At 44.6% G+C, this 20,284-nt stretch carries 20 protein-coding genes, 1 tRNA gene and 1 riboswitch; of the genes, 13 read left to right on the forward strand and 8 right to left on the reverse strand.

Going from position 1 to position 20,284, the window contains the following annotated elements; all coding sequences use genetic code 11:
• Window positions 1-65 precede the first annotated feature (65 nt).
• Complete coding sequence (catA, locus tag FS818_RS02890; RefSeq protein WP_145329450.1) at window positions 66-716, reverse strand: type A chloramphenicol O-acetyltransferase; 651 nt, start codon at window positions 714-716, stop codon at window positions 66-68.
• A gap of 148 nt (window positions 717-864) precedes the next feature.
• A complete protein-coding gene (locus FS818_RS02895; RefSeq protein ID WP_145329453.1) occupies window positions 865-1,923 on the reverse strand; it encodes a YkvI family membrane protein in 1,059 nt (352 codons plus the stop codon).
• A gap of 204 nt (window positions 1,924-2,127) precedes the next feature.
• On the opposite strand from FS818_RS02895, the gene FS818_RS02900 reads away from it, so the two are divergent.
• From FS818_RS02900 to FS818_RS02915, 4 genes are all read left to right on the forward strand, one after another.
• Window positions 2,128-2,709, forward strand: a complete 582-nt coding sequence (locus FS818_RS02900; protein ID WP_090924753.1) for a xanthine phosphoribosyltransferase — start codon at window positions 2,128-2,130, stop codon at window positions 2,707-2,709.
• Window positions 2,710-2,807: 98 nt separating this feature from the next.
• A complete protein-coding gene (locus FS818_RS02905; RefSeq protein ID WP_110893402.1) occupies window positions 2,808-3,137 on the forward strand; it encodes a hypothetical protein in 330 nt (109 codons plus the stop codon).
• Between the two features lie 118 nt (window positions 3,138-3,255).
• Entirely contained in the window at window positions 3,256-3,474 is a 219-nt protein-coding gene (locus FS818_RS02910) for a hypothetical protein (RefSeq protein WP_090924754.1), read from the forward strand.
• Between the two features lie 182 nt (window positions 3,475-3,656).
• Window positions 3,657-3,986 (forward strand): carboxymuconolactone decarboxylase family protein, encoded by a 330-nt coding sequence (locus tag FS818_RS02915; protein WP_090924755.1) that lies wholly within the window; start codon window positions 3,657-3,659, stop codon window positions 3,984-3,986.
• Between the two features lie 135 nt (window positions 3,987-4,121).
• Here the strand turns inward: FS818_RS02915 and FS818_RS02920 are convergent, their stop codons facing one another.
• Window positions 4,122-4,586, reverse strand: a complete 465-nt coding sequence (locus FS818_RS02920; RefSeq protein ID WP_145329456.1) for a C40 family peptidase — start codon at window positions 4,584-4,586, stop codon at window positions 4,122-4,124.
• Between the two features lie 5 nt (window positions 4,587-4,591).
• Window positions 4,592-4,723, reverse strand: a riboswitch (cyclic di-AMP (ydaO/yuaA leader).
• A 371-nt stretch (window positions 4,724-5,094) separates the two neighbouring features.
• Here FS818_RS02920 and pelA point away from each other — a divergent pair.
• Window positions 5,095-6,048 (forward strand): pectate lyase, encoded by a 954-nt coding sequence (gene pelA / locus FS818_RS02925; protein WP_260984498.1) that lies wholly within the window; start codon window positions 5,095-5,097, stop codon window positions 6,046-6,048.
• A gap of 202 nt (window positions 6,049-6,250) precedes the next feature.
• Window positions 6,251-6,335: transfer RNA gene (locus FS818_RS02930), tRNA-Leu, on the forward strand.
• A gap of 180 nt (window positions 6,336-6,515) precedes the next feature.
• Here the strand turns inward: FS818_RS02930 and xynC are convergent.
• Entirely contained in the window at window positions 6,516-8,201 is a 1,686-nt protein-coding gene (gene xynC / locus FS818_RS02935) for a glucuronoarabinoxylan endo-1,4-beta-xylanase XynC (protein ID WP_145332728.1), read from the reverse strand.
• A 364-nt stretch (window positions 8,202-8,565) separates the two neighbouring features.
• On the opposite strand from xynC, the gene FS818_RS02940 reads away from it, so the two are divergent.
• The 6 genes from FS818_RS02940 to FS818_RS02965 all read left to right on the forward strand — a co-directional run bounded on the left by FS818_RS02940 (window position 8,566) and on the right by FS818_RS02965 (window position 14,960).
• A complete protein-coding gene (locus tag FS818_RS02940; protein WP_145329459.1) occupies window positions 8,566-9,912 on the forward strand; it encodes an ABC transporter substrate-binding protein in 1,347 nt (448 codons plus the stop codon).
• 115 nt (window positions 9,913-10,027) lie between these two features.
• Entirely contained in the window at window positions 10,028-10,909 is an 882-nt protein-coding gene (locus FS818_RS02945) for a carbohydrate ABC transporter permease (RefSeq protein ID WP_145329462.1), read from the forward strand.
• Window positions 10,909-11,733, forward strand: coding sequence for a carbohydrate ABC transporter permease (locus FS818_RS02950; protein ID WP_145329465.1), 825 nt, complete (start codon window positions 10,909-10,911; stop codon window positions 11,731-11,733). The genes FS818_RS02945 and FS818_RS02950 overlap by 1 nt, the downstream gene beginning before the upstream one ends.
• A gap of 86 nt (window positions 11,734-11,819) precedes the next feature.
• Window positions 11,820-12,809, forward strand: coding sequence for a LacI family DNA-binding transcriptional regulator (locus FS818_RS02955; protein ID WP_145329468.1), 990 nt, complete (start codon window positions 11,820-11,822; stop codon window positions 12,807-12,809).
• 109 nt (window positions 12,810-12,918) lie between these two features.
• On the forward strand, window positions 12,919-13,890 hold the full coding sequence (locus tag FS818_RS02960) for an alpha/beta hydrolase (RefSeq protein WP_145329471.1): 972 nt from the start codon (window positions 12,919-12,921) through the stop codon (window positions 13,888-13,890).
• Window positions 13,891-14,087: 197 nt separating this feature from the next.
• Window positions 14,088-14,960, forward strand: a complete 873-nt coding sequence (locus tag FS818_RS02965; protein WP_145329473.1) for a divergent polysaccharide deacetylase family protein — start codon at window positions 14,088-14,090, stop codon at window positions 14,958-14,960.
• Here the strand turns inward: FS818_RS02965 and FS818_RS02970 are convergent.
• Window positions 14,935-15,684: an N-acetylmuramoyl-L-alanine amidase family protein gene (locus FS818_RS02970; protein ID WP_145329476.1), complete on the reverse strand. Its 750-nt coding sequence runs from the start codon at window positions 15,682-15,684 to the stop codon at window positions 14,935-14,937. The genes FS818_RS02965 and FS818_RS02970 overlap by 26 nt on opposite strands.
• Before the next feature lie 190 nt (window positions 15,685-15,874).
• On the opposite strand from FS818_RS02970, the gene FS818_RS02975 reads away from it, so the two are divergent.
• A complete protein-coding gene (locus tag FS818_RS02975; RefSeq protein ID WP_090924381.1) occupies window positions 15,875-16,072 on the forward strand; it encodes a YqzE family protein in 198 nt (65 codons plus the stop codon).
• Window positions 16,073-16,193: 121 nt separating this feature from the next.
• Here FS818_RS02975 and FS818_RS02980 read toward each other — a convergent pair whose 3' ends face one another.
• The 3 genes from FS818_RS02980 to FS818_RS02990 form a co-directional block, all read right to left on the reverse strand.
• Window positions 16,194-17,084, reverse strand: a complete 891-nt coding sequence (locus FS818_RS02980) for a hypothetical protein (protein ID WP_186375397.1) — start codon at window positions 17,082-17,084, stop codon at window positions 16,194-16,196.
• 192 nt (window positions 17,085-17,276) lie between these two features.
• Window positions 17,277-18,407, reverse strand: a complete 1,131-nt coding sequence (locus tag FS818_RS02985; protein ID WP_145329481.1) for a YqhG family protein — start codon at window positions 18,405-18,407, stop codon at window positions 17,277-17,279.
• 3 nt (window positions 18,408-18,410) lie between these two features.
• A complete protein-coding gene (locus tag FS818_RS02990) occupies window positions 18,411-20,171 on the reverse strand; it encodes a DEAD/DEAH box helicase (protein ID WP_145329484.1) in 1,761 nt (586 codons plus the stop codon).
• Window positions 20,172-20,284: the final 113 nt, after the last annotated feature.

The following is a 20,284-nucleotide window of genomic DNA, read 5'->3' on the forward strand; positions in this document are numbered from 1 at the left end:
GAGAGCAAATATATGAAACAAGCCGCTGTAGTGTGATACAGCGGCTTTTGTGTTGTTAACGGATTTTACAACAGCCAATCCTCTGGATTGCCTGCTAAATCCTGAACAGCATTCATGAACAATCCGGCATGGTAACCATCACAAACCGAGTGATGAACCTGTAGTGATAGTGGCAAAAATATTGAATTTTTTTTATTGATGAATTGTCCTGCAGTAATAATGGGCAGAAGGTAACGACTGTTATTATTAATATTTAAGTTGAATCCAGTAAAAGATGTCCAAGGAATCATCGAAAGAGAAAAAATATTTTCAGGTACAGGTGTCTTGGGAAACAACTTGCCTGAACGTTTATATTTTTCTATATCGGAAATGCAGGCATTTTGGAACGAATTGAAGTCCTTTGTAACACGAGTCCAAATAGCAGAGAAAGATTCAGCTTCATGATCAAAGATGGTGTAAAGTGGCTCCAATGTATCCCAATAACCTAGTTCTCCATCATGATTGTAACCTGTTCTAAAAGCGGGATGTGAATTGATCACACTCGTGATCAAAAAAATAAACGCAGGATAGAATCGATATTCTTTATGTTTGATGAGTTGATACAGAGCAGTTATATCCATTTCTTTGGTCAAGCTGAATGAAGTATTTTGATTCATATAGTGATGAAATATGTCTGTTCTATTCCAAGTATTAAACTCAATTTTGTTAAAATTCATTATTTGAGCCTCCTAAATTATATCTAAAACGAATTTAGGAGGCCAAGTTGTCTGCTTTTTTCATCAGAACCCATCCTTTTTCTATGTTTGCTTTAAATTGTACCATAACTTTATGCATTTAAACGGCTTCAATCTCATATCTACGTCTTCAATTCATATTATTACGACCACGAAATGTACCCCAGCGATCCCTAATGAGCTTCCCCGCCCAAAAGAGTGCCATGCATCCGAAAATGGGATAAAGAACGGATAAAAGGGAGCTGAATCCGAATTGGCTAAACGAGTAACATAACATCATGATGACTAGTGTAATCAACCGGGGATGAACATCGATATGTTGTCTAAGTTGCAAAGTCATGCCGTAGATGTCGGCAACAAACGTTGTAAATATTTCCATGAAAATCAATGAGACATATACAGATTGCACTATCCATCCCAGTTGAAAAGCGATACTTCCCATAGGGATTTCAAACTGTATGATGCCTGGCATCTGGGCCGACATTGCAAAATGGGCTGCCATCAGCATAAAACCTACGCCAATCCCGCCTAGAATTCCGCCCCATTTTAATGTATTGCGATGACGAATCTGATTGCCTACAGGTACAAGTACCGCTTGAGCGAGCGCAAGGTTAAATGCAGTGTAAAGTAATGGGGAAATCCATACCTGAAACGGATTGCTATCTGTTGTCAGTGTGACAAAACGAAAGACACCCGGATGATGTAACGTACTGAAAATCATAAGCAGGGACAGCAGAAGCATCATGGGCACCACAATACTGTTCATTTGCAGAATGGCCTGCATTCCGCGTCCCAGAAGAAGATATGTACCGATCAAAGTGATGATCAAACCAGTTTGGTAGTGCAAACCCAGATGTTCCATAAAAACAGAACCTGCCCCGGCGAGCATGACGCTGTTTACACCGATCAGAACAATAAGAGTAATCCATGTGATCCATTTGCCAGCTTTGTGACCAAACAGATGTTTGTTAAGATCCTCATAGGAACGCGAACGGGTATCATGAGCAATAAGCATCATTTTGGTTCCGAGCCAGACAAAGAGCATGGTGGACAAAGCAATGGTGATTGTGGCCCACTTGCCATATTGGGTAAAAAACTGCAATATTTCCTGTCCTGTGGCAAAGCCGGCCCCGACAACAGTTCCGATGTATGTGAATGCAATCTGTAGCACCCGGAATACCTGTTTCATGTGTTTCCCCTTTCAGGTCCCGGGATTGTTGGACATGCGGGTACCATAGTACAAGTTATGCTTGACCAATGAAAGTCATGACTGCAGGATCGGATAACGGCTCTGAATGTTCAGGTTCTGTGGACTTAGGGTTGATTTCGCTTGAACTTGTAGCCGGATATATGATACTTTATACCTCATAGGATAGGCTTGGGAGGTCAAATCATGGACGTATTAAAACAACGAATTTTACAAGAAGGTGTCGTCATCTCGGATCAGGTATTGAAACTGGATGGTCTTTTGAACCATCAGATTGATCCTGCATTAACGATGGAGATGGGACGGGAGTTTGCTGCTCGTTTTCGCGAGAGTGGAGTTACTCGGGTGATTACGGTGGAATCATCAGGGATTCCGGTTGCTTTTGCCGCAGCACATGAACTGGGTGTACCTTTGGTATTTGCCCGGCGCAAAAAAACGCTTCTGGCCGATCCTGATGCCTACTGCGAACGTGTACCATCCTTTACGAAAGGAATCGTAACGGATATTATGGTATCTCGCGAATACATTCATGAAAATGACCGCATTTTGTTCATTGATGACATTATTGCAAACGGAGACGCAGCCCGCGGCGTAATTAAAATTATTGAGCGTTCCGGCGCAGAGCTTGTGGGATTTGGTGTTGTGGTGGAGAAGAGCTTCCAGGCGGGTGCCCGTACCATCCGTGAGCAAGGGATTCCAGTAGAGGCTCTTGTGCGCATTCGTTCACTAAATAATGGCACCGTGCAATTCGACGATAACGAAATGTGACTTTTTGAAGGAAATTGGGCCTAATTTTTGAAGTATGACTTTGCATGGCCTTAGATTTCCTTTATAATGGGGTTATGTTAGGGAGAGGAGGCAACACCATGGGGAACCAACCGGCAACAGACCAATTTTTTATTGATAAGCTGGCGGAATCGAAAGTTCATTTTGAACGTGCCCTGGATTGTAAACATACGGAATTCGATGACCTTTATCCCTATATGATTGAACATCCTCAATTTTTCTGGTACAAACGCTATGTTGCCTGGTCAGAATTACTGACGATTGTAGGCTTGTGTGAAGAGTTGTCCTTCTCTTGGAAAGAACAATTTACACCGCACCAAGTAGAGTACCTTGAAGAACGTGTGATGTCCGCCAAAGTGCTTGATTTTTGGTTCGAGAAGAACGACAGCAAAGAGCACGCGCAGCGGTAACTCTCAGTCGGGACATTTTTTTCGAATGACATGACAGTCCAATACAGTCACGTGAGACCTAAATGACTTTTCATTTAGGTCTCTTTTTGTAAAGAAATTTGAATATAGGAGTCTAATTATGATCAGTGATACAGAATTGGATGCCCTGCGTTTGTCAGGGGAAAAGGTAAGAGTGGTACGCGATGAGCTTGAGTCTAACGATGTAACGGGCATCGTGGTAGCCTGGGATGATGAGCAAGTACTTATTCGCAGGCAGAATCGCCGTGTCGTGAAGCTGGATCGGTCTTACCGTTATCAGCTGTTCAGTGAGCCTCGTCAAAGTGTTTTAAGTGAATAAATGACATGAGTGCTTAGCTTAACGGATTCATGTTACCGGAAATCTCACTCAAAGAGAAGGTCTGCTACACCAAATGTTTGGAATTACCATCAGGATCAGGCATATTTGCGACGCACGCGAGAGAAGATAGGTACAGTGGAACAATTCGCTGTATTTACAGCCGAAAGGGTGTGTTGCAAGTCATGACATTGATGAATGATAAAGTTCATGCTTATAAGGATCAGATTGGCGCATTAAGCGACGTTCTCCCGGATGTGGTGAAATCATATCATGAGTTTACGGGAGAGTGCTTCCAGCCGGGGGTGCTTGATGCCAAAACCAAGCAGTTAATTGCGCTAGGTATCGGTTTGTTTGCGAATAACGAAGTGTGCACGTTCTATCATGTGGAGGAAGCCCGGTCCAAGGGAGCGACCGATCAGGAGATCATGGAGACGGTAGCTGTCGCTGGTGCAGTGGGCGGCGGACATGCTCTGTCACAGGGAGCCATGCGTGTGCAGAAGGCGCTCCATTAGTGGATGAAGTAAACAAAAAAACAGGGTCATACACCTCTTTAATAGAGGCGTATGGCCCTGTTTTTTTATAGATCATCTTTACATTCTTTACTGTAAGGGGGTAGCCAGGGGCTATTTCCCGTTCTTTATATTCAATTAAAGCTTACCCAACATTTTGTTATACATAAATTGACCTGTTACCCGTCTTGCGGTTACATAACGATCACTGAAATACGGATTGGACAACTTGGTGATGCTGACACCTTTGCTGCTGGAGGCATGTGCGAATTGACCTCCACCGATGTATACTCCTGTATGTGAGATGCCTCTACCTGTTGTGTTGAAGAAGACCAGATCTCCTGTACGAATGCTTGCTTTGGAGACAGGTGTTCCGGCTTTCGCTTGTTGTTGCGACGTGCGAGGGAGCTCAATGCTATATTTGTTGAAAATATATCTCATAAACCCGGAACAATCGAAGCCAGCCATGGTTGTGCCGCCCCATTTGTACGGGATACCTGTCATATTGTTAACCATCGTATTAATTGTGCTTGCCTCTGTGCTTGTTGCCCCGGATGTAAATAGTACAGCAGCCCCAAAAATGGAAATAATCAGTTTTTTCAAAATCAATGTTCTCCCTTCGATGCCTACGGAGTTAGCTAAGGGTTCGGTAGAAGGTTCCCTATATTTCCTATGTATAAGAATAATTCACCCAAAATGGTTCCCCCGTTTTCAATCCTGAAACTCGGCAAATGAATAATTAAGTTTTTGTAACTATTTGAAACTATATTGCATAAATGCGTAATTGTCAAACCTGTTTAAAGGTGTTCATTTAGCCTCAATGTTAGCGGAATTATCGATTTTAGTTATCATTTTGTTGAAATTAGGAAGTTAAAGATTACAAAAAAGTCATTTGTGTTTCATATGAGAGAACTTGGATAATAAACAAGATTGTTATAAGCTAAAAAGGAAACCATTCTGTTCAACAAATTTTTTTGGTTTGTTGCGTATATTGACAAAAATATATTTATTGCATATCATAACCTTATTAAATACATAATTTGTATTTAAATTGTTTTCATTGGAATTTATATGATCGAGTCAATCAAATGAATGGGGAGAGTGTTGTCGAGTGAAAGCAAAAAAATTAGTAACATTTGTACTGGCGTGTTCAATGGTATTCTCCGTAGCGGGAATAGCCGTCCTTCCTGTACCAACCGTATCGGCAGCTGATGCTTCCGGTACAACGGCGAGTATGTCCGATATCTTAAAAAATCAGCGCCCCGATGGAGGCTGGAGAAAAGATTACAATCAGACGTCAGGTGAATGGGCCAAATCAACGATCGATAACAAAGCTACATACTCAGAAATCAGAAGGCTAGCAAGTGAATTCAAAAAAACAAATGATCCGCGATACTCTGCTGCAGCGATTAAAGGCATCAACTTTTTGCTTAATATGCAGTACTCCAATGGCGGTTGGCCTCAAGTCTATCAAAGTTCCGGCTATCATAAACATATTACCTATAATGATGATGCGATGATTAATGTATTGTACATGCTGGATGAAGTCGCAGGACGTAAGGGGGATTTCTCCTTTATCGACAGTTCTCTCGCAAATCGCAGTAAAAATGCGGTTTCCAAAGGAGTCGATGCTATCCTGAATACCCAGGTGGTATCCGGTGGGAAGTTAACGGCATGGGGACAACAGCATGATTCCAGTTCACTCAAACCTGCGGGAGCCAGAATCTACGAAGTGCCTTCATTAACGGCAGGTGAAAGCGTGAATATTGTGAAGTTTCTAAAGACCAGACCGGCTAATTCAAGAATCACTGCATCCATCAAAGGTGCCGAAGCCTGGTTTAATAAAGTGAAAATTACAGGATATCGGTATGAGAGAGCGAACGGGGACAGCCGAATCATTGCAGATTCCAGTGCATCACCGATCTGGGCCCGTTTCTATGAACTCGGTACGGACAAACCGATCTTTGTGGGACGCGATGGCGTTGTGAAATATAAGCTGAGCGATATTGAAAAGGAAAGAAGAGGCGGTTATGCATGGTACGGCAACTGGCCGTCCAAGCTGTAGAAAATTCTTTTATTGACCCTAATCTTCTAATAAGTCCACTGTCGACTCATATATAGGCTTAATCTGAAGCAGAACTAATGGGTGCGAATTGGAGTATATCTGATTCGCACTTATTTGGCGATGAATAGATGTGTTGACATGTTAAACTACGCGTGGTATATTATTTCTTGTCGCCGATAATAATTGGTAAGACACAATATATGCGGTCGTGGCGGAATTGGCAGACGCGCACGGTTCAGGTCCGTGTGGGCTAACCCCCCGTGGAGGTTCGAGTCCTCTCGACCGCATTGGATAAAAAGGCCTCCTCAAGCAATTGCTTGAGGAGGCTTTTTTTATAAAAATAAAGAGAAATCAACAGTCTTTAATTCCAGTACGGATCCTGAAACACGTTGATTGACGAGTTTCAGGTTTGTTGCAATATAGGAGCTTGGCTACTTTTTGCCCTTCATAAATTAAAAAGAATCAATTTATGATGCTGCCGTTACCGTAATATTATCAATGTTTGGTCCCTCTGTGCCTGTTGTTACGATTCGGAGTGTATTCGTACCTGAATTCATAGGCACTTGAATGGTTTTTTCACCCCAAGTTGACCAGCTTCCTGTTTGAGTAAAGGGCTCATTACTGAGTACTTTTGTGCCATTAACATAAATATCTAGAGTCCGCGTACCACTTTCCAAAGCGTAACGAAACTTTACATTTTTGGTGCCTGTGATTGTGTTATTGATATCATTCCATTGAATTGCGGAGCCTGTATAAGCGTTGAAGTTAACATATCCAGAACCGGCAAAGCCCGGATAAAGTGTTTCAATGGTTGCATCCGTAAGTGTTGTTCCTGTTTCGGCCTCATATGTGGTGCCCGTGCCTACATTGCCACCGCCGTTGCCGCCAGTAATATTAGCAACAAATGTGGTTACACTCTGTGCTGGGAGTTGAGCAGTGAATGCGCCATTGGAAACGTTAATTGGTGCAAGACTTGCCAGATTACGACTGCTGTCTGTTACGTATGAAGATACAGTGGATGCATTGCCATTTTGCAACACAAAGCGTTGACTTTTTGCCGAAGTACTGCGGTTAATTGCTACGATAACAACTTTGTTATCCCCTTTGTAAGCAGACACGAAAGTGTTTGTATCCGGGTTTTTGGAAGCATCTACTCTGACATAGCCTGGACGAACAAATTTGGAGAAATGAGCCATGTTGTATCCACGCTTACTGATCGTACCGTCTTCCTTCATTGGTCCATATGATCTGCGGATATACCACCATACATAGGCTTGGAAGTCGCCTTCAACCATTGCATTGTGCATGTGGTAGGAGATGTCGAGCGCTTCCGGCCAGCGGTCAGCGGAATTGTTGTCACTGTTCGGATAATACACTTCAGTCATCCAGAGCTCTTTACCGGCTCCCTTTTGTTTGAAAAGAGGATAGGCAAAATTGCTGAACTGTGTTCCGTACAAATGTGCTCCCAGAATGTCCATGTTAGCAAGGGCTTGCGGATCATTCAGAATGGGGTCAGATATGTTTTTCAGGTATTGGAAGGATTCTGGAGCCATGACTTTGGTGCCTTGAATGCTTCCTGCATTTTCTTTCATAAAACGAAGGATTTCCTGCGGTGTCCACCAGGTCCAGTCATGGGCATAATCCGGTTCATTTTGAACGGATATGGCATACAGATTCACGCCGTTATTTTTCATAAATGTTACAAAGTCATTCAGATGTTGTGCGTAAGCAGCGTATTTGTCATAACGTAACCGCTTAGCATTGGTATCACCGTTTCGATTAAACGTCTCAACCATGCTACTTGGAGGGTTCCAAGGCGAGGCAAAAACGATAGCTCCCTTTTCAATCGCACGTTTGGCTGTAGCAACTTCAAGAGCCCAATTATTGGGGTTTGGGTCTACCCAGATTCGGAGTACAGAGAATCCCAGTTGATTCTGATCATTTCCGAAAGCGGTTTCACGTTGCGCTGCAGTTAAGTCACCAACCCAAACCGGATGGTTGATACCACCAAAGCCACGGATTACTTGTTTTTCCGAGGATAAGTTGATGTTGGCGTCACTTGCTGCAGATACGTTGGTTGGAGTCAACATTAGGGGGAGGGCAGTTAAGCAGGCTAACAAAAGGTTGACTGATTTTTTAAATTTAAACTTCATCTTCAATGTGTTCACTCTCCTCAATATAAGTGACTTGCGAAAGCCTGGACAAGAAAAATAAATCTCTCGGCATAACTTCGAAAAGGGGCACCACATCCTCTCAGAGTAGGTTTTGATAGATATCTTGACGAGAAAAAGTTTTGTTTTGTAAATTCTACTATATTATTCCTGTGAAAAATACCCGATATATTGCAGTTGTTTGTAATTTTTTATATTTTTATGACATCCATGCTATTTTCAAAGGAAACGCCCTTCTTCTGAATTTGTGTCAACCGGTTGACATATTGGATCATCACCGATTATGATAAAGCTGTATTCGGAATGTAAACGCATTCATAACAAACATCAGGGGGGAAGTTAAGAAATGAAAAAGACATGGGTACCGTTTGTTGGCGTATTGATACTGATGTTGGTCATTACTGCCTGTTCGTCGGGTAAAACAACGGATTCTTCAGCAGCGGGTTCTGACAAACAGGCTGGAGAGGCTTCAAAAGAGGTGAAATTGACCTTTTTTAACACCTCCGCAGAAGTTAACGGTGTTTTTGAGAAATTGTTCAAGACGTATCATGAGCTTCATCCTGAGGTAACCATTGAGCTTATTCCTACCCCGATTGGTGGAGCGCAGCTGGAGAAGTTCCAATCCTTGCTTGCTTCAGGCAATCCGGCAACCATTGCCAATCTGGATGCAGGCACAATCTTGCAATATAAAGACAAATTCCTCAATCTGGATTCGGAAAAGTCAACGTATGAAGGGTTAACGAAGCCTGGTGCGGTAGATGGAGCGCTACTGGATGGTCAGTTTTTGGGTATCCCTTGGACAGCGCAAGGGTATGGCCTTTTATACAATAAACGGGTTGTAGAAGAGGCGATGGGTGGCTCTTTTGATCCAAACAGCATTAAAACTCGTGACGATCTGGAAGCGGTTTTCAAAAAAGTAGAGGCGGCTGGCAAAGCACCTGTCATGCTTCATGGTGCAGACTGGTCACTTGGAGCGCATTATCTGGGACTGACCTATTCTCTTCAATCCAAGAACGTGGAAGACAATCGTAAGTTCGTGAAGGACTTGGAAAATGGAACTTCGAAGCTCACGGACAATGCTGCATTTAACGGATTAATTGATAACTTCGATCTGCTGAAAAAATACAACGCACGTAGTAAAGATCCACTTGTGGCAGATTACACCAAGGATAGTACAGATTTCGCCAAAGGAGATGCGGCCTTTTATTTCATGGGTGACTGGACATGGGCTGTTATTGGTAATCTGGAAGGCCGCGACAAAGAGTTTGGCATTATCCCTGTTCCGATTAGCAACAATCCTGAAGATTACGGAAATACTCAAGTGGCTTACAGTGAACCGAAACTACTTGCTATTGATAATTCGGGTTCTACGGAAGCACAACAGGCTGCAGCCAAAGCATTCATTCAGTGGATGGTGACCAGTGATGAGGGACAGGATGCGATTGTAGCGCAAATGGGGCTGGCACTGCCATACAAAGACGTCAAAGTGAAAAGCAGTAACATTTTATCTGAAGCAGTGAGTAGTTACGTAGACCAAGGTAAAGTGTTGAATATCAGTGTGATTAATTATTTACCACAGGATTATTGGGCAAAGACAGGTGCATCTATGCAAAAATATTTGGCAGGTGTAATTGATCGAAAAGGACTGGCAGAGGAAGTGCAAGCTTACTGGGCTAGTCAGGCAGGAAAATAGAATTATTAACGTTCGACAGAGGATGTGCATCCATACAGGGGGCGCATCCTCCATTATTCCAACGTTCATCAAATTGTTCATCAAGCCGTTACCAAGGGACACACAGGAGGTCGACATGGATAGAAAAATACGGATGAGAAACGCGGGAACCTTCTTACTGTTTGGAGCTCCTTCCGTTATCGCTTTTCTCGCAGTGGTTGTGATCCCGTTCATCGTTGGATTGTACCTTACGTTCACCAATTGGGATGTTCGTACGGGGGATAACACATTTATTGGTATATCCAATTATATCGCGGTTTGGCAGGATACCGTGTTCTGGACTCAATTATGGTTTACCCTTAAATATGTATTTTTCACTGTCATTATCGCAAACGCTGCTGCTTTTTTTATTGCTCTGGTGCTGACGGGTGGTGGGAGAGGTGAGCAATGGCTTCGCACTGGTTTTTTTACACCCAATCTGATTGGGGGCATCATTCTGGGGTATCTTTGGCAGACTTTGTTCTCACAAGTGCTTCCTTACTTAGGCCAAAAATATGGCTGGTCCTGGTTTGAAACATCCTGGTTAACCAATACAGACACGGCTTTCTGGGCGCTCGTTATCACAACGTCATGGCAGTTGATTGGTTATCTCATGATCATCTATATTGCAGGCTTTGCCGGGGTTCCGAATGATGTACTCGAGGCTGCCAGCATCGATGGGGCAAGCCGCATGGCAACGATACGCCGGATCATGTTACCGCTCACCATTCCAGCCATTGTGATCTGTGTATTTATTTCGATTTCTCGATCGTTTCTGACCTATGATATCAACCTTGCATTGACCAAAGGGGGGCCGTTTAATTCTACGGAGCTGGCGACCTATCATATCGTGCAAAAGGCATTTTTGTCTAACCAGTACGGGGTTGGTCAAGCGGAGGCTGTGGTGCTCTTCGCCGTAGTCGCCATTATTGCGTTGACGCAATCGTATTTGCTCAAGAGATTGGAGGTCGAGTCCTGATGTCGTTCCGCCAATTCCTTCCTTCGTTGAAGAAAATACTGCTATACGTGTTGCTGTTTCTTTTTCTCACGCCGTTTTTGTTGATTATTATGAACTCATTCAAATCGACCCAGCAGTTCGTGGAAAATCCGTTATCGTTGCCAACGGGAATTCAGCTGGACAACTACGTCAGTGCATTTGACAATATGAATTTTCTGGATGGATTTCTGAACTCGTTGCTGATTACCGTCGGCTCCGTGTTGCTGATTCTTTTTTTCTCATCCATGACGGGGTATCTGTTTGTTCGTTTCAAATGGCGTGTGAATGGCATTCTTTTCTATGCGATGCTGGCTTCACTAGCTCTACCGTTTCAGGTATTAATGATCCCGCTGGTGATGCTGTACGGCAATATGAGTCTGCTCGACTCCAAAATAACCTTGCTGTTTATGTACCTGGGCTTCGGCGTGCCATTTGGCGTATTTACGTTCCATGGATTTATTAAGGGCATCCCTTACGAACTCGAAGAATCTGCTTTTATCGAAGGGAGTTCGCGTATGCGGACGTTCTTTCAGATTGTGCTTCCCCTGTTAAGGCCGGTATTTGTGACATTGATCGTGCTGGATGTGTTATGGATCTGGAATGACTACTTGCTGCCAAGCCTGGTGCTGTTATCGCCGGAGCACAAAACATTACCACTATCTACGTACAATTTCTTCTCGTCCTATTCAGTAGATTATGCGCCGCTCATGGCCGGGTTGATTATGACGATTATTCCGGTGTTGATCATGTATTTGCTTCTGCAAAAACAGATTATCAAGGGGATTACAGAGGGTGCACTGAAATAGCATTGAAGTAGCAACAAGTGAACTGGAGTGAAATGGAAAACGATTAAGCTTATAATGGATTAAAAAGAGCAAGGTGGTTAACGGTTATGCCCAAGATTGATGATGTTGCCAAAAAAGCAGGAGTATCGGTTACAACCGTGTCCCGCGTATTAAATAATAGAGGATACATTAGCGAAGAAACGCGCCAAAAGGTCTATCGGGTAATGAAAGAGCTTGATTATCAACCCAACGAGATGGCGAGAGCTTTGTTTCGTAAAAAATCCAATATGATTGGTCTGATCATTCCAGATGTATCCCACCCATTTTTTAGTGAGATGACTTACCATCTGGAGTATTATGCGGATAAGTCCGGATACAAGCTCTTATTGTGCAACTCCAATCGAGATATCAGTAAAGAAAGCAAATATATTGATATGTTGAAAAAAAACAAGGTGGACGCGATCATTACAGGCAGTTCCGTTCTTGATGTACAGCATTACCTGAATCTGAATCTACCGATTGTTTCATTGGATCGTGAAGTGGCCGACAACATTCCGGTCGTTTCTTCGGATAACGAGATGGGGGGCAGACTTGCTACGCGGCTACTCCTTGATAAAAATTGCAAACAGCCTGCCTTTCTCTATCGAGGCATTGGAGGGCCACATCATGTCGCTTTGCTGGCAAATGGCAGAGCGCAAGGATATGAAGCCGTAATGCAACATGCAGGACTTGAACCGATTCATCTGCAACTGGACGCTTCAGCCGGGGATGAGCAGGAGATTCAAGACGAGATCATAGGCTTTCTGGAGCAACATCCCGCCGTTGATGGCATATTTGCGAGCAGTGATGTCATTGCTGCTGAAGCTATGCAGGCTTCCCGTCAGGTGGGAAAACGTATCCCTGAGGACATGCGAATTATCGGTTACGATGATGTGAAAATTGCTTCTCTGCTGAGTCCAAGACTGAGCAGTGTTCGTCAGCCGGTAGAGGAGATGGCTGAAAGGATCATCAGTCTGGTTGTTAACCAGATTAAGGGAGAAGAAATTCCCGACTCGAACCTATTTCCAGTCCGGCTGGTTGAGCGGGAAACGACATAGAAGAGGTGCTTGGAATAAAGCACACTCCTTCTACAGTTCATATATCAACCCGTTAACATACACAAGTCGATATGATATGAATTCGTTTAGGGAGACAGGGGGAGACAACATGGATTTTATGAATAGAGTCGCACCAGAGCTAAGGGCAGGTTTACTTGGACTTGAGGTTATACAGCTGCCTGAAGATCTGATGAGAGCACGCAAAAATGCAGATCTGAATGCTTCACAAGTTGGTCAGACTTCAAACGCTGTTGAGATCGTGAACGTGTATATTGAAGGACCGGATGAAAACGAGCTGCAGCTTCGCATTTATACACCTGTACATCAGAATACACAAGAGAGGCCGGCACTGCTGTGGATTCATGGAGGAGGAATGATTCTTGGAAGTCCCGAGGGGGATGACCGACTCTGTACGGATTTTGCGATTCGAGCGGATTGCATCGTTGTCTCTCCGAATTATCGATTGGCACCGGAACATCCTTATCCTGCAGGGCTTGAGGACTGTTATAGCACACTTGAATGGATGTCAGAAGAAGCTGAGGCACGAAGGATAGATCTGAAGCGTATCGCCGTTGGGGGAGCCAGTGCAGGAGGCGGGCTGGCAGTAGCACTCACCCTTTTAACAAGAGATCGCAATGGGCCTGAACTGTGCTTTCAGCTACCGCTGTATCCGATGCTGGATCATCGGAATGGCACATCTTCCAGCTATGAGATGACACATCCTTCGATATGGAATCGGGCGCACAATATAGCGGCTTGGAAGATGTATCTCGGACACCAATTCAACATTGAAGTTCCTGCATATGCTTCTCCCAGCCTTGCTACCGATCTTACAGGCCTGCCGCCTGCGTATATTTGCGTAGGTGAGCTGGATCTGTTCCGGGATGAGATCATCGAGTATGTGGCTCGTCTGGCCAGAGCAGGAGTTAAGGTTGAATTCCACCTGTATCCCGGGTGTTATCATGCTTCAGAGCACGTTGCTCCCGAGGCAGAGAGCAGTCAGCTGATTCGAACCGAGTATATTGAGCGTTTAGCTCAGGCGTTAAAACGTGAACCGGAGAGGGAAACCTATGATTTTTGAAAAAAGTGATCGTCTTAATGAAAGTATTAATTGTCTAATCGCTATGAGATGCTACGTAGTCATGTTCTAAAGCTTGCTTTGAAGCAAGCTTTTTTTATGTTCAGATGTTCCTAGAATGAATTGGGAAAGGGAGCTTACATAGAACTGCGGCTGAAATCAAACAATGAGAACACCAAGTTTAGAGGAGGCTGAAGGGTATGATACGTAATCAAGCGAAACAGGACTATTCGGTTAAAATGAGGTTTCGAATGCGGATTTTCCTGTGTCTCATCATAGCTGTTATTGGAGCAGGAGGAACTGGAGTTTCTGCCATGCCAGCCTTGTTAACGGAGCCGGTTTCATCATCATCTCAGTTCAATCGAATGGCCATCATTATCGATGATGTGGGCAACGATATGAAAGGCACAGCAGAAATTCTAGATATGCCTGTGAGGCTGACTGTAGCAGTGATGCCTTTTTTGCCAACAACGAAGAAGGATGCCATTGCTGCACATGAGAAAGGGATGGATGTGATTGTACACATGCCGATGGAACCCAAGAAGGGCAAGCCGGAATGGCTTGGCCCGGGGGCCATTACATCCAATCTAACGGATGAGCAGGTTCGAGAACGGGTTGAAAAGGCCATTGATGATGTGCCCTATGCGATCGGCATGAACAATCACATGGGTTCTAAAATCACTTCGGATAAACGCATTATGTCCATTGTACTGGATGTCTGCTTGGAGCGTGGTCTCTTTTTTGTGGACAGCCGTACGAATTTTCGTTCTGTGGTTGGCGATCTTGCCATAGCTAAAAATATGCCGCCTGTGGGCAATGACATTTTTTTGGATGACCAGAATTCAAAGGCACATATCCGCAAGCAGCTTGATCTGGCTGCTCGGCGTGCGGTTGAGAAGAAAAGCTGCGTTGTCATTGGCCATGTCGGTCATACAGGCATGAATACTTCGGCAGTGATACGGGAGTCGGTCTCCCGCCTGCAGAGTCAAGTTCAATTTGTAGGAATCGGTGATATGGTAAGGGATGTATGGCACTGGCAGGCGGCACCTACACTACCGACAGATAATAAATAATTCCATCCGCAATCGACTGGGCAATTCGCTTTTGTTCTGCGGGGTCACTGATTCTGGCCCGGTCGGCTGCATTGCTTAAAAAACCCGTTTCCACAATGACTGCCGGATGCTTCACATAATTTAGCATGTAAAACGGTTTGCCCCAGACGACTTCACGTTGTGTTCCGCATAAGCTATTCATCGCATCCTGAATCGATTGTGCCAGCAGATAGCTGCGTCCCTCTTTCTGATGAAGCACTACAGGGCCGTGCGTGGCTGACCGTGGGCTCCAGTTCGCATGAATGCTAACGACGATATCGGTGCTTACTTCCTCACTGAGGCTTTTGCGCTGTGCGAGATCCCTGATGTGACGTGAGCGGCTGTTTAACCAACGGTTCTCATCACTTAGTGCGTAATCACCCAGACGGTTAATCATGACGGTGTAACCTTTGCCGCGAAGAAGTAAGTATAACTTTTGACTGATCGCTAAATTGATGTCTTTTTCCAAAACACCGGCTTCCGTTGTTCCTCCGTCGATACCTCCATGTCCAACATCCAGCAGGATAACGGGTGCCGCAAAAGCATGATGGCTTGAGCGATAGGAATCGCCGTCCGTGATGGGCATGATGGACGGCTGATTGGCAGATGGATCAGGGCGAGTCAGTGTAGAAGCGGAGGAGAAACCGGTTAAAGAATAAACACTAATCAGCAGGACTATGGGAGTCGTCAATAGTAGCTTAAACATCGAATTATACACTCCTTCAAAATATAGGTGATGAAGCGAAAAAGGCAGGATGGATACCTTTGGCATTAGACTGTGCATTTTAGGTCATTTCATACGCTATGGCACAAAAAAATGTTTAGTTCAATCACATCTTGCGCACAATAGGGATAACGTTAGATCACGAATGTGCGGAAAAAGAGGAGGCTGCTTTATGGCTAAAAGTGATGAACTGGTTAAATACATTACGCAACGTGTGGTACATTACATCGACACGCCGAAGGATGAGCGAAAGGAACGGAGAGCACAAAGCAGAAGGAAAGAGCCCTGGTCCATGAAATGGTTTGGCATGATTCCATTTGCGGTATCCCTATGGGTAGACAAGAAGAAACGAAGATCAGAGAAGAGTTAAAAGCGATTCATCAAAAAAGACGAACGAAAGTGCCAATCCAAGAAGACGCAATCCTATATTAGGATGCGTCTTTTTATGAATTATTTTGATTGAGCTTTAAGAAAGATGATGAATGCATGTGCTAAGGATTAATCTTGTAGAAATGTCCATCATTCAAGAGCTTATTCAAAGAAATGAAGCGTTGAGTGGAGTTAAGGCCACCAAGACCGACGTAAAGATCAGACATTGAAACTGCAACACTCCATATCTGGTATCCGCTTACTGGCAAAGGACCACCGTAGAACAGATTCCATTCTTCTGCTGAAAAGACAAGGGCTTCTCTATGATTCTGCTGGAGCTGTTGCTTCACTTGGGAGGGTTGCAGAGGTTCAGATGTCAGCCAGGTTAGTTGAGATGAAGGGTCAAAAGCAGGCTGTAGAATAACAGGACTCGTATGAAATCTTGTTGTATCAGGTATGGCTATCTGTTGTTGCAACTCCTTCAAGTCGAAAGATTTCGTTCCAGAGCCAGTCTCTATACGTTCTAACTGATCGACTGGCAACAAATCTCCATTGGATGCATCAATGTACAAAGCGGGATGATTTACACGTTCCACTTTCCAATAAGCCAAAAGAGGAGTAGCATATCGACGTGTAATCTTATCACCAGCAGTTTGTAAAATCTTCATATCCAAGTCCTGTCGTTCTAGAGCCTGTCCTAGCAATTCGTTATTATACAAGGAATGTTCTCCCTGACCATACTCACTGAGAAGAAGCTGACCTTGCGGATTTATGGAAATAATCATGTATCCAACGGACTTGTCCTGAATGCCGGCATGCACAAACCAGCCATGGCTACCCGGTCCTAATGGATAATATTCAAGCTTCGCTGCAAGCCAATCTGGATTGGAGGTACCGAGTGCGTTCACTTGCAGTTGTGCGAATTGCTCTACAGATGCGGGTGCCAGCCTGTCAGTTGGTGCCGCTGCATGAGCCGTCGGCCAGATGGAGAGAAGAGCAAAGCAGATTATCATGCTCAAGAAGACCGATAGGCAATGCCTGATATTTCGTCGTTTTGACCTGAGCCGTTTTTTCATTATAAACACCTTCTTCCTGACTTCATTGTAGAGGAGAGGGGATGCAAAGGGTGCTGCAAACTGTCGGTTCAAAGGTTATGAATAAACACTACTTTTGCCAGCATTTGCAGGAAAAGTAGTGTCTTCGTCTTATCTTAAGTGAAACATGCCGCTACTTATGGCAATGACCTTCACCTTCGGCTCATATTGCCAGATCATCTCGGTTCGCCTGTTTTCATACTGCAGTTTCATCGCTTCACGATCTATAACCGCCTGTTTCGCTTTTTCTTGCTCAGGGTCTACATCATCTTGCATCGGTTGTATGGTAGCTTCGGCGGCCATTTCCACGTCGGCTCGGACCGGTTCTAATATGCCGCGAACTCGATTAATAACAGGACGAACCGTTTCAACTTCAATATCCTCAGTAACCTCAGGCATATCTTCTCGCAGTACGGCTTCATAGTAGGCATCAACCACATCAAGTTCGAGTTGCAGACGTTCTTTTGCTTTTTCCGCCCAACTATAATCCAGACTGCTTAAGTGATTGGTGAGATGTGATTCGAGAGCAGCTCCTGCATCAGCTAGCGAAATTTTCGGTGCTTGGGCATGCATATTTTCAGCCAGTCTTGGGCTGAGATCACGCCGGCTCAGCTTGCTGCCGAACTTTTCGATGATTTCACCCGATCGTAGTGAAATGCCGAGGAAGTGTAATTCCTCCCGTTTCAGGTCACAAGCAAACTCGACTTTAAAACAAACCCCTAACCAAGGTTCATATACGGCCGGGGATGTGGCCCTAATCTGGCGTTTGGCGGCTTGTTCAAACAGGTTTACGAAGGCGCCACCTTCGCGGGCTGCGGCAAAAATTTGCTGTAATCTGCGGCTGCCATACACTACATCTTCTCGCAGAATGCGTCCGGGTCCAAGCTGCGGCATGGAAGGCGTGATGCCAAAATAACGTCCGAGTATCGTTTCTTTCGGAGCATCAGCATTCGCTTCAGGCGAAGTTTGAGCAAGCTGAGACGCTTTGGACTTGGCTTCCGCCGCCTCGGTGATCTGCTGATAAGCTTCCGGGTCAAAAACAAAAGTAAACGACATGGTCTCAGGCTCCACCCCTACACGTTCCACAAATCCCCAGTAATACGGACGGTTCGTTAATGCCTTGTCTGCTTCAGGTGATAATTTAACCGTCACATGAGCAGGTGACCGCTCCATGATCTGACAATCCAGAGCTTCCAGATAGGTCAGGACGTAAGCCTGGATCTCATGAGGTGACATTGTCATGGATCAGTGGCCTCCTTTGTGAAGATCAAGTTTGGTGATTAAAGGCACCTCGTCAGCAACCTCGCGCTGAATTGTGTTCAGCGACTGTCCGAGAGTGTCCATTTTACGGCGAATATCCTCTTCGTTCTGCGACTCCAGCATAATTTTGTAGAGACTTTTTTCGATGGATTCCTTTTTCTCCAGCCGTTCGAGAATGACATCCAATCCACCGATGACCATCTCAAACATATTAATCTTCTCATGCAACAGATTCAGGATATGCTCTTCAATCGTGCCTTTGGTTGAAAGGTTGAAAATGTTAACGTCATTCTGCTGACCGAGCCGATGTACCCGGCCAATCCGCTGTTCTACCCGCATCGGGTTCCACGGTAGATCAAAGTTAATCATATGGTGACAAAATTGCAGGTTGATGCCTTCGCCACCTGCCTCCGTTGCAATCATCGCCTGTACACGGCCGCGGAAGAGGTCCATCATCCAGTCCTTTTTGCCTCGGTTCATCCCGCCCCGATAGGGAACAGCCGTCAGCCCGTTGTTACGAAAATAGTTCAACAGGTATTCCTGCGTCGCCCGATATTCCGTGAAAATAATGACTTTCTCATTCATATCTCGAATCAGTTCCATCGTTTTTTCGGCTTTTGTATTTTCTTTAATCGCCTTGATATGTGCCACCAGTTCCCAGATTTTGTCCCGCAGTGGGGAATCCAACGGCAACTTCTTGGACAGATTCACGAGTGTTACAAACACAGCGTCCCGACTGCTGCAGACTTCCCGTTGCAACGTGACCAGAGAAAGCATGCTGCTAAGGTTGCCTCCTGCTTCCTGGTATTGATCTTTGACAAATGAGGTTACCCCGTCATAGAGCGCTTGCTCTTCGGGTGAAAGTTGCAGATCCACGTTAGAGACGTTGCGTTTGGTGAATTGTACGGGGCCTTCGCCACGCCTGTTACGGATCATGACTTTGGACAGCTCATCTTTGAGCTGCTCCTGATTTTTGGGCACACGTTTATCGACGACAAAGTTGGCAGCAAAATCGCCCTGACGACCAAGCTGACCTGGCTTCAACAGATTAATGAGATTGAAAAGCTCGCTCATGTCGTTCTGAACAGGCGTAGCAGTGAGTAGCAGGCAGTATTTTTTGCGTAATTGCAGCATGAATTGATAATTGGTTGTTTTTTTATTTTTGAGTTTATGTGCTTCATCAATGATGATCATGTCATAGTCCATACTTAGTAACATATCTTTGTGCGGGTCTCTCTTGGCAGTGTCCATAGAAGCAACAACAACGTCATTTTGCCAGGAATAAGCCTTTTTCTGCGCAACTGCCGGGATGCCAAATTTGGAATTGAGTTCACGTACCCATTGCAATACCAGAGAAGCTGGGACAAGAATTAACACTTTCGAAACAAGTCCACGAACCATATATTCTTTCAAAATCAGGCCGGCTTCAATCGTTTTGCCCAGACCTACTTCGTCGGCGAGTATGGCTCGGCCTGACATTTCGAATAATACTTTGCGTGCCGTATCCATCTGGTGAGGAAGTGGGGTCAGATCTTGCAAATGTTTCAGACATTGAATTTCGTCAAAGTTCGGAATGAGATTCGTTTCTTCAGCCTGAATACCGAGTTGAAAGAGTCGGTAATCCCCCCAAGGGCCGCCCTTGTCCAAACGAGATTCAAGCTGTTCCAGCCAGCTTCGATCAAACTCAAGAGGAACAGGTAAGTCAGCTACAGGTTGATTCATATGATGCGGATGTTTCCGGTTCATGATGCTTCCTCTCCGTTCTTGTGTTATTCGTAGGTAATAGTATGGACGAAGGAAGGCAAGTTCATAACCCGTTTCAGAGGATCTATGAATTAAATGACATGGAAAATCAATAT

This window comes from Paenibacillus xylanexedens, assembly GCF_007680605.1.
GTDB lineage: Bacteria > Bacillota > Bacilli > Paenibacillales > Paenibacillaceae > Paenibacillus > Paenibacillus xylanexedens_B.